The sequence below is a fragment of the Microcystis sp. M083S1 genome, from assembly GCF_020246405.1.
GTDB classification, from domain to species: Bacteria; Cyanobacteriota; Cyanobacteriia; order Cyanobacteriales; family Microcystaceae; genus Microcystis; species Microcystis aeruginosa_C.
In genome coordinates this window covers 1-10782 of sequence record NZ_JADBTB010000211.1, presented here as the reverse complement: position 1 = coordinate 10782, position 10782 = coordinate 1, and the positions used below count along the sequence as shown (strand labels likewise).

Sequence of the window (10782 nt, the reverse complement as noted above, 5' to 3'; positions counted from 1 at the left end):
TTTTATGGGCAGATATTTTAAAACTGTCTCTTGAAGCTAATTATGATGATTATCTTGAAAAAAAATGATAATTAGACAGAAGTTCTCTATGTGAACAAGAGAACTTTATCTTCTTTTGTTTTCAAAATGAGAATTGCTGCGGCAAAAGGATTAGGATGGACATTAAATCAAGGGTTTAAAGGCGGAAATCGTCTCCTATTCGGAAAAAAATTGCTAATTTTAGGGACAGGAGAATCCTTAAAACCGGGGGTTAGTTACAATGAACTTTATGATTACTCGCAAACTGCTAATAAACAAGAAGCTAGTAATTTGGCGTTAGGAAATGCTAATAATGGCGACTTTTGGCTCGGAAATTACGTCGAAATTAGTAATAATAGCTGTAATCGTCGTCGGGATGTTTGGCTTCCTCATGACTATCTTCATCAACACTTATTAATTGTTGGCCCAACAGGGGCAGGAAAAACGGAATTTTTGCTTAAATCTGCCGAAAATTTAATGAATATTAGTAATTTAATTGTGGTTGATGCGGCGGGATTTTTGAGCGCTCGTCTGTTCCCTATGACACAAAAAACTGGCTCTCGTTTGATGACGTGGGATATTAGTAATCGGAATCATCGAATTGTCTGGAATTTCCTAGAAGAATTGGAAAAATACGGTACAGAAAAGGAAATTAGAGCATTAGCGGAGGCCTTATATGGCGATATCAATGATAATGATCAAAATGCTGCTTTTTGGGTGCGAGATATTGGCTGGTTAACCGCTATTTTAGGAGTAGTTGTCAGCGCACGCAAGCAAAATATTGTCAAAATTAAACCGAGTGAATTACCCGAATTATTAGTAGATCGAAATGGAATGAGAGCGTTATTACAACATTGTTTTCCCAATCCTTATATTATGGCACAATGGGAAGCTAAGTTATCTTATTTAAGTTTACCTGATGATCGTTTTGGCTTAGATATTAGTTTTTTATTGAATAAATTAACACCTTTCCAAGATAGAGATGTTAAGGCGATTTGTGACGGAAAAAGTGATCTTTATTTATTATCAAGTTTTAATGGCAAAAATCGTCATACATTAGTCATTGGTCAAAGTTTAGCCGATGGAAAATTTGGTTCAGCTTTAGCTGCGGTTATGATTCGTTATTTAATGAATGTGATGTATCGTCGTTTAAGAAACCCTCAACATAACTGGATACCCACTTATTTTATCTGTGATGAAGCAGCACGCTTAAAGAATCTTGATTATGAAGAATTAACCGCTATTGGACGCAATGCTAAAGCAGGAGTCGTCTTGATGTGTCAACACATTGATCAATTTTCTGATAAAACTTTACCCGCTTTAAATAATTGTCGAACTCAGATATTTTTACAAGGAGTTAGTCATAAAACGGCTGAATGGTTAAGTCAACAATTAGGAGAATATTCTCGTCAAATAATTACAATGGTAAATCAAGGTGTAGTCGGCGCAAATCCTTTTGGTCAAAGAAATGTAGGATTTGAAAGGATTCCCATTTTAGGTATTAGAGAGATTACCTCTCATCCCTATGCTAAACTCAGAAGTAATCGCAGTGCTATCGTTAGAATTAATGCGTCTAATAGTCCAGTAACTAAACCTTTTTTAACTGATTATTCTGTTAAGTGAAAGATGAAAATGGTAAACTTAAGACATAATAGTATTATGTCCCTAACTATATCCTTTGTTATGATTAAAGTTGCTGGGGTTAATTGTCCAGTTATTCAACCTTTTTAAACACATTATTTCTCTGAGGTAATGTTATGACTATTATCATAGGTATAGGTTCTTCTGCATCAAGATTAAGCACTTATCTTGCGACTTTAGCTTATCATCAAAAACATCAGGTAAAATATTTAAAGGTGTTATCTTGTCAAGTAACACCGATTAGTGCGGATGAAAGAAAATTGAGTTATAAGGCAGAAAACATTTTAAAAGAGCAAGTGATGTTAGAAGCAGGAAAATTATACCATAGCTTTTGCCAGCATCCTTTCTATAGTTTTACTATTACTCTGGAAATAAAAGGATTATTTTGGGCTAAAAATACAGAAGAAGTTTCATTTGGTATCTACGATATGCCAGATACTCTCTTGAGAGATATTAAAGAGTTTTCATCATCTAATAACTTCACAGAATATTATGATAATTTATTTAGTGATATAGGTGAATATTTCTTACCAATAGATGGAACATCTCATCGAGAAGATGAGGTATATGCTAAGTCTCTAGAAAAATTTACCACAGATTTAACACAGCGGAACCCGCAAGGTTGTCCTATCGCTTTTGCTGTCACGAAATGTGATTTATCAGAACTTTGGGTTAATCGAGATGATCCTCGTGGTCTGGTACAAAGACGCTTTCCTAAAATGTATGCAATCCTAGAAAATTGGACTCAGGAGGACAAGGGAAAAGTTGAATATTTTACCACTTCATCCTTCGGAGTATTTGGTAAATATTGTGAACCAAATTCAATTATTATATCAAAAAGTAAACGGGGAACAATGGCCGTGATTAGAAATCATCAAGAATGGCAACCTTTTGGACTAATTGAACCCTTATATTAGTTATGTACGGGTAAAATACTATAATTATTGTAGAAAAAACTCATCTTGCTTAAAAAATATTCGGGAAATTATAAAAATGAAACGCTATAAACTTCTTCAAGAAAAACGAGAGAATATTATAAAAATTGCTCGAAAACATGGAGCATTTAATATTCTCATATTTGGATCAGTTGCCAGAGGAGAAGACAGCAATGACAGTGATATTGACTTTTTAGTAGAAATGGAACAAGGGCGCAACTTATTAGATAGAATTGGTTTAATTCAAGACTTAGAAGATTATTTAGGCTGTAAGGTTGATGTGGCTACTATTAACAGTTTACGAGATTGTTTTCGGGAAAGAATCATGAAAGAGGTGATTCCTTTATGAATGATGACTTAATTTATTTAGGTGATATTTTAGATAGAATTGAACGAATCGAATCTTATACACAGGAGAGAAAAGACAGATTCTATCAATCTTTATTAATTCAATCATCAAATTATTGCCAATGAAAAGAATTACAATTAGTTGACAACATGGAGGTTAAACAAGTGAATCAAATTATTTGTATCGGCGATCGCATTGCAGGAAAAACACATCTTTGTCTAGAAATTCTTAATCCTGATGGTCATTATATCAAAGTTGTAGAACCCGATTATAAATTCATGAAATCTTTTATACTTGACGATAGAGGAATTACAATAGCCGGAACAAGAAACGGAGGAAAATGCGGGTTTTCTGAAACATATATGGAGTTTAAGGCTTATTTAACAGCTGGTCTTCAAACAATTGACTTAGATATAATTGATACATTAGGAGAAATTTGGCGAAAATCTTGGCAAGATGTTCATGATTAGATGTGGCAAGAAACATTAAATAAAATTCAGACAGCAGATGCGGTTTTAGTTATTTTAGAACCTTATCGAGAGATTATTAATCCTGAAAAAGACAATCTAGATCATTTTATTACTCGTCAACAATGGATCAAAATATTTGAAAAATGGGTTGACTTTTTGCTCAAAGAATGCTCTCAAGTTTCTCACTTATTAATCTGTTTAAATAAAGTGGATCTCTGTCCGATTAATCTCACGGAAGAAGCTAAAAAACTAGCTTATGATCCTCATTATCAATACCTTAATTGGCAAGAAAAAGACAGTTATGTTTATCATCGTTATTTTACCCCCGTACAGTCTCAAATTCAACGACTAAATCAGCATCGAAAAAAGGCTGCACGTTTCTTTATTACTAGCATTTATCAGCGAGATTTACTAGAACTTCCGTTAATTTATATCAGTAGTTATGTAAATTTCTCTTAATTATTTCAAGACAACTTTATTATACAATGCTATAGGCGATCGCTTTGATTTAATTCCTCAAATATAGCGTTATTGGTTGTGTACGGGTAAAATGCTATGATCAGGAAAGAAAATTTTCATCAATGACAAGTATTATTTATTAGATTGCAGGGTGTAACTATCTAATATTTTTTTTATTTTCTTCAAGATAATTAAACCAGTTAATTAAATCAGATTGAGAGGTAAAATCTAATAAAGCTTCTCCTAAATCTTCTAATTGTTCTAAAGATAATTCTTGAATTTTGTTGACCCAATCAGTTGAAATATTACCAACTCGGCGATTAATTTGTTTAAGAATTAGATTGGCTTCGCCTTTTTTAAAGCCTAAAATCTCACCTTCTGTGATTCCTTTAGCGAGAATTTCTTGATAAATAACCGATTCCTTCATCGAAAAAATGGGTCTGAAACCCCGCCCTTTAGCGATAGCGGAGGGCGGCTTTATACAAGTTAGTGAGAAACAATTAAACCGTTAGAACGACGAATTAACTGAATCTTGCTAACAGCTATTTGTCCCAATCGTTTCCAACTGGTATCGCTTACAGATAGCTGTTTTTCGGTATCTCCACTAACATAACCAATCCCTTTGGGAGAAGAAACTAAATCTCCTTTACGGAACCCATGTCTTGTGGTAGAGCCACCATATTTACGTCGTTTACCACCCTTAGAAAAAACCATCAGGTGAAGTTGACGACGACTAACAGGAGGACGTTTGATGACAGCAAAGGGAGCGTTTGTTACTTTAACATAACCCTTCCAATCATATCCATGTCCATTAGAAGTATGGAATGGCAAATAATCTAAAAATTGAAAACAGGCAAGAGCAATTCCATCGTTAGCATGACTTTCGGGTGATTGTTCTGCTTTATTTTTAGACTTTTCTAGTCGCAAATGTTTTCTGAGATTAGAGGTTTGCCAACCAAAGCGAGTATGGACTGTTGCCAATTGAGACAGTTGCTCAATAGCCCATTTTTGTCCAACCATAACCGGCGAAAAACCTTTTCCAGACTTAGCTCCTTTTCTACCGGAAGTTAGATCAATATCGGCTTTGATGTACTCAAAATAAATATCGGTAATTGGATAGATTTTGGTTAGTTCGGAAACGACTCGAAGTTCAAGTTGACGATTAGCTCTGATTGAGGGGGATAATTTTCCTTGTCTTCTATTTGAAAATCGTTTTTGTCGATGCGCTCTTAGATTAAAAGGAAGTTGGCGGTTAATCCGTCTTCCTCTACGTCCTCTTCGCATTAACCGTCTATTGTCCATGCGCTCTTTTACTCGTTTAAAAGGAAGTTCTAAGTGAGCCTTCCAAAGAGTAAAAAGAGAGGATTGAACGCCAATTCCAGAGAATAATTTACCCGGGTCAATACCAATGGCAATCGGTTGGGTTTTACTATCGGAAGGTTCATCGGTTAGCTGGACATAGAAAATACCTAAGTCGTTGAATTTACCGATAGCTTTTCCTTCCTTAATCCACCGTCTGGCCCGACTGGGTTTAGTGGGCATCAACGGCTTTCCGTCTTTTGAGATAACAGGAACTCTTGCCATGGAGATAATCCTTAAGAGTGAAGTTAAAGTCCCTTACCGCAACACAATCAAGATGTCTTGTCTAACAACGCTTTACCAATAAAGCTGAGAGGTAATCCGAACTAGGGAAGTATTCGGAAGTCTGTGCCAGATTGTGTCTCAATGCGGTAGTCTCTACTTGCGTCGCCTAAATTGGTCTAGGCAAGCCCCGTCCCTTTTAGGGCGGGGTTAGTGACAATTTCCTCCTTGAGTAATCTTTTAATGATAGATTGATTTAAAACTAACCCTGCAATAATACCAGTTGAGGCAGCAATGTTATTTCTCTCTATGTTATCAGAAATTTTTTCAATTTGACGAGCTACTTGTTGTAATACTTTTTCTGGATTATCAGTTTGAGACAACACCGCAAACGGAAGTAAACCTGATACATCTAGAAAAGTTTCACTGGGAACTTCCCAGAGTCTAACTACATTATAACGATGTTGTAGTTCTAATAACTCAAAGGTATTAATTTTGACAGCAGCAGATTGATTTTTTTCTCAGATAAATAACCACTTGATAAACTCTTTTTCGAGGAAACCGACGATAAATCCTCAGACGATAATCAGCCATTCTAAAAGGAATATCTTCTTTCGGATCTGTCTGAAATTTGATGTGAAGAATTAAGTCTTCTGATTGTAAAAAAATCAAACTATCTACTCTAATTGGATCTATCAGTAACTCAGTCGGTTCCAACTCGGTTAATGTAATCGGTTCTCCGATTAACCAAGTGGCTATATCCCTTGAAAAAAGTGACGCTAAGATTCGACAAACATTATCATACATTCTTTCATCATATCATAAATTAGTCTCATTGTAGAATTTGCCATCTCAATTGTTAAGCAACAATCGACCAAATAAGTCGAGTTTTTAACTATTCTAATTGCTAGTATCCCTTAAAATTCTTATAGGCAAGTGTATCACAAAATTGGCCAATTGCCAATAGCGTTTGACATCCTCTGCACCCAGGGTGAGGATGTCAAACAATCATCAAAAATAGCAGAGGTTGCCCCTTAGTTATATAATGAGATCACGGCTAATTTGATTGGCTATCGACCCTATTCATGTCTATCTCCCCACCCCGTTCCGGTTACACTTTACCGGTTTTTGCCTGTGCCAGTGCGATCGCATCTCTCCAGCATCTCCACGGCGAAAATGAGCTAAATTCCGTTACTTTTAATCTTTTAGAACCGCCAGAAGCCGTTACAATTGCCATCGAACAAGTTGCCCGACTCAACCCCGATGCTGCCCTAGCCATCACCCGCAGCGATCCGGGGGATAATTTAGATTTAACTAGAAATACCCCTATATGGGCGTTAGTAGAAAGAAAAAAGGGTAATCAAGAGATAGAGATTCAAGGCGGCGAAGGAATCGGCCTACAGGTTGATAATGGCGGAAAATCAGCTATTTATAGTTATGCCCAGCGTCTGCTGCAAGAAAACCTCAGACCCCTGTTACTGCCCCAAGAAAGCATCAAAGTGACGATTATTCTTCCAGAAGGCAAAAAACTGGCCACAAGGACTTCTAACGCCGCTTTTGGGGTAGTAGAGGGGTTATCTTTGTTGGGTACCACTGGCATTTCCCAACCCCTGAGCGCCCCCGGACAGTTGGAAATCTTTCGCGAGCAATTAAAAAATTTATCCCTTCGTTTTGATCGCTTGGTGTTTTGTATCGGGGAAAATGGCTTAGATTTAGCCCCTCAAATGGGTATTAATCCTGATATTTTGGTAAAAACAGCCAATTGGATCGGGCCGATGTTATTAGAGGCACAATTACAGGGAATCTCTGAAATTCTTTTGTTTGGTTATCACGGTAAATTAATTAAACTTGCCGGGGGAATCTTTCAGACTCACCATCATCTGGCCGATGGTCGTCGGGAAATTCTCACCGCCTACGCCGCTAAAATGGGTTTAGCTACCCCCCATCTCCGGCAAATTTTTGACAGTAGCACCAGCGAAAACGGTCTGGAATATCTGCGTCAATTAGACCGGCAAACGGGCGATAATTGGGTGGAACGCATCTATGGAGAAATGGCTAATACTATAGATCGCCGTTGCCAAGAATACGTTTATAACCACAGTAACGGTCATCTTGGGGTCGGTTGTATTTTATTCGATCGCTCTCGTTCTTTGATCAGCAAAAGCGAAAATGGCCTTAAATTTTTGCAAAATCTACCAGTTACTCCCCAGTGACCGTGCTATGATCGTGGGAATATTTAGTCTTAAAAAATGAAACTAATAAGGCTAAACTATTCTAGCTTATTTTCAGAACAATAGCCGATTTAGTTCACAAATCTTTAACCTTTTCCTGCCAGTTTCTTTTTTTGATCGTAGTGACAACTCAAACCCCCCTTCCCACCCCCCAAGAGACTTTGCCCTCAGAGTCCTTCACTAATAGCCTTAATCGTCAAATAATCATCATTCTTGACTTTGGCTCCCAGTATTCTGAATTAATCGCCCGCAGAATCAGGGAAACGAACGTTTACTCCGAAGTTCTCTCCTATCGTACCAGCGCCGAACAATTGGCCCAAATCAACCCGAAAGGAATAATTCTTTCGGGCGGTCCCAATTCCGTCTATGATCCAGGGGCGCCTCACTGTGATCCCGAAATTTGGAATTTAGGTGTACCCATCCTCGGAGTTTGCTACGGGATGCAATTGATGGTACAGCAGTTAGGGGGCAGGGTAGAACGGGCAAAACGGGCCGAATACGGCAAAGCATCCCTATTTATCAACGATCCTACCGATTTGTTAACCAATGTCGAGGACGGTTCCACCGCTTGGATGAGTCACGGGGATTCCTGCGTGGAATTGCCATCGGGTTTTGAAATTCTCGCTCATACCGATAATACCGATTGTGCGGCCATTGCCGATCACCAGAAAAAACTCTTTGGAGTGCAGTTTCACCCGGAAGTTGTCCATTCTGTGGGAGGAATCGCCTTAATTCGCAATTTCGTCTATCATATCTGCAAATGCGAACCCACTTGGACCACGGAAGCTTTTGTCGAGGAATCGATCCGAGAAATTAGGGCAAAAGTGGGCGATAAGCGAGTTTTATTGGCTTTATCTGGCGGTGTGGACTCCTCTACCTTAGCATTCCTCTTGCATCGAGCGATCGGTGATCAACTAACCTGTATGTTTATCGATCAGGGATTCATGCGTAAGGGTGAACCAGAACGATTAATGCAGATATTTAACGAGCAATTCCATATTAGAGTCGAGTATGTCAACGCTAGAAAGCGATTTTTAGCGCAAGTGGCCGGTGTCACCGATCCCGAAGAAAAGCGCCGTCGTATCGGCCATGAATTTATTCAGGTGTTTGAAGAAGAATCGAATCGTTTGGGACCCTTTGATTATCTGGCCCAAGGAACTTTATATCCCGATGTGATTGAATCGGCCGATAGTAATGTGGATCCCAAAACCGGGGAAAGAGTCGCGGTTAAAATTAAAAGTCATCATAACGTTGGTGGACTGCCGAAAAATCTCCGGTTTAAATTAGTCGAACCCCTGCGAAAATTATTTAAGGATGAGGTGAGAAAATTAGGTCGATCAATCGGTCTTCCGGAAGAAATTGTTCGTCGTCAACCTTTCCCTGGCCCCGGTTTAGCGATTCGCATTTTAGGGGAAGTCACCGCAGATAAATTAAATATTTTGCGCGATGCAGATTGGGTGGTGCGCGACGAGATTAATAAGCAGGGAATGTATCACGATTTCTGGCAAGCTTTCGCGGTTTTATTGCCTGTCCGCAGTGTGGGAGTAATGGGAGATCAACGTACCTACGCTTATCCTATTGTCCTACGTTTAGTCAGCAGTGAAGACGGAATGACTGCCGATTGGTCGCGGGTTCCCTATGATTTATTGGAGACAATTTCTAATCGCATTGTCAATGAAGTTAAGGGAGTTAACCGCGTGGTTTATGATATTACTTCTAAGCCCCCCGGAACTATAGAATGGGAGTAGTATTGAATTATTGATTGATTGTTATTCCCGTCCAAATATTGGGGCGGGATTTTTGCAGAATAGACAATTGAGGAGATTAATTACTACCATGGCACAGTTAGAGATGTTGGAAGAAAGAGAAGAGGTGGATTTTGCGGAAGAAGAAGAAGATATTGAAGGAGAATCAGCAAACCAAAAAAAGCTACAACTCAAAGAAATCTCCGAGACTGTTGTTGCCAGCAGTGATTGGACTACCGCAACGATCCGCGATCAATTAATTCGAGAAAATATTCAACTTAATCCGCGCTTTCAAAGACGAGATGCTTGGAATATTACTCGTAAAAGTCGATTTATTGAATCCCTAATTCTAGGGTTTCCAGTCCCACTGATTGTCTTAGCTGCTAATAATAAGGAAAAAGGTAAATTTATCGTTCTTGATGGCAAACAACGCCTACTAACAATTTTACAGTTTTATGGTGACAGTGACACACCTAATAATAGTTTTACTTTAAAAGATTTAGAATTTTTAGATAATCTCAATGGCTGCCAATATCAAGATCTAAAAAATGACGTCAATTTAAATGATTTCTTAGACCAACTGGATAATCAAACTATCCGCACGATTGTTATCCGTAATTGGAAAACGGAGAGTTTCCTCCATAAAATTTTTCTGCGTCTCAATGTGGAAAATACCCCTTTGTCTTCTCAAGAATTAAGACAAGCATTACACCCAGGGGGTTTTATTAATTTTTTAGATGATCGAGCGATCGAAAGTCAAGCATTAAAGAAAATATTTAAATCTTCCTATCCCGATTTCCGGATGCGCGACACTGATATATTATTGCGTTATGTAGCTTTTCATTATTATTTATCCGATTATCGCGGTGATCTTAAAAAATTTCTTGATAATGCTTGTGTTTCGCTTAATGCTCGATGGGATCAAAACTCAGAAGAAATCAAAAATATTATTGATCAATTTGAAAAAGCTGTCCAGACAACGATTAATATTTTTGGAGAGAAAAACTTTTCCCGTCTCTGGCTGCCTGAATCGGCAACTTATCGAAGTCAGTTCAATCGAGCAATTTTAGATGTGATGGTTTTTTACTTTTGCGATGATCTAATGAGAGCAGCTGCCGAGACAAACAAAGAACAGGTAGAAGAAGCATTTAAAAGTTTATGTCGTACTGCCGTTGATCGATTTAAAAATGCTGTATTAATTAGTACAAATACCTGAACTTCCCCCCATACATATATACTATAATAGCCGAAAACCCTTATCCATCAATGGATGTAACCCCTTAACTTTTCTTAATGTACCCATGTAATTTGTAACATTTCTTAATGGACAAGAATTCTCTCTATTTGCTAGAA

At 38.0% G+C, this 10782-nt stretch carries 10 protein-coding genes and 1 pseudogene; 8 read left to right on the top strand and 3 right to left on the bottom strand.

Annotated features, from left to right (window positions below):
* Positions 1–126 precede the first annotated feature (126 nt).
* From IM450_RS19510 to IM450_RS19490, 5 genes are all read left to right on the top strand, one after another.
* Positions 127–1641: a type IV secretory system conjugative DNA transfer family protein gene (locus tag IM450_RS19510; protein WP_287669701.1), complete on the top strand. Its 1515-nt coding sequence runs from the start codon at positions 127–129 to the stop codon at positions 1639–1641.
* A gap of 134 nt (positions 1642–1775) precedes the next feature.
* Positions 1776–2576: a hypothetical protein gene (locus IM450_RS19505; protein ID WP_287669700.1), complete on the top strand. Its 801-nt coding sequence runs from the start codon at positions 1776–1778 to the stop codon at positions 2574–2576.
* 76 nt (positions 2577–2652) lie between these two features.
* Complete coding sequence (locus IM450_RS19500; RefSeq protein ID WP_287669699.1) at positions 2653–2943, top strand: nucleotidyltransferase family protein; 291 nt, start codon at positions 2653–2655, stop codon at positions 2941–2943.
* A 164-nt stretch (positions 2944–3107) separates the two neighbouring features.
* Positions 3108–3413: a hypothetical protein gene (locus IM450_RS19495; RefSeq protein WP_287669697.1), complete on the top strand. Its 306-nt coding sequence runs from the start codon at positions 3108–3110 to the stop codon at positions 3411–3413.
* The gene (locus tag IM450_RS19490) at positions 3414–3872 is read left to right on the top strand and encodes a hypothetical protein (RefSeq protein WP_287669695.1); all 459 of its coding nucleotides are present in this window, start codon (positions 3414–3416) and stop codon (positions 3870–3872) included.
* A gap of 157 nt (positions 3873–4029) precedes the next feature.
* Here IM450_RS19490 and IM450_RS19485 read toward each other — a convergent pair whose 3' ends face one another.
* The 3 genes from IM450_RS19485 to IM450_RS19475 all read right to left on the bottom strand — a co-directional run bounded on the left by IM450_RS19485 (position 4030) and on the right by IM450_RS19475 (position 5839).
* Positions 4030–4299 carry a DUF4351 domain-containing protein gene (locus tag IM450_RS19485; RefSeq protein ID WP_002800553.1) on the bottom strand — a complete coding sequence of 90 codons (270 nt, stop codon included), beginning with the start codon at positions 4297–4299 and terminating at the stop codon, positions 4030–4032.
* 59 nt (positions 4300–4358) lie between these two features.
* Complete coding sequence (locus IM450_RS19480; RefSeq protein ID WP_002800554.1) at positions 4359–5456, bottom strand: RRXRR domain-containing protein; 1098 nt, start codon at positions 5454–5456, stop codon at positions 4359–4361.
* 176 nt (positions 5457–5632) lie between these two features.
* Positions 5633–5839, bottom strand: a complete 207-nt coding sequence (locus tag IM450_RS19475) for a hypothetical protein (protein WP_002800555.1) — start codon at positions 5837–5839, stop codon at positions 5633–5635.
* Positions 5840–6538: 699 nt separating this feature from the next.
* On the opposite strand from IM450_RS19475, the gene cbiD reads away from it, so the two are divergent.
* The 3 genes and pseudogenes from cbiD to IM450_RS19460 all read left to right on the top strand — a co-directional run.
* Positions 6539–7666 carry a cobalt-precorrin-5B (C(1))-methyltransferase CbiD gene (gene cbiD, locus IM450_RS19470; protein WP_287664654.1) on the top strand — a complete coding sequence of 376 codons (1128 nt, stop codon included), beginning with the start codon at positions 6539–6541 and terminating at the stop codon, positions 7664–7666.
* Between the two features lie 140 nt (positions 7667–7806).
* On the top strand, positions 7807–9432 hold the full coding sequence (guaA, locus tag IM450_RS19465) for a glutamine-hydrolyzing GMP synthase (protein WP_287664657.1): 1626 nt from the start codon (positions 7807–7809) through the stop codon (positions 9430–9432).
* Between the two features lie 88 nt (positions 9433–9520).
* Positions 9521–10642: pseudogene (locus tag IM450_RS19460) on the top strand (DUF262 domain-containing protein); the annotation flags it as partial.
* Positions 10643–10782 lie beyond the last annotated feature (140 nt).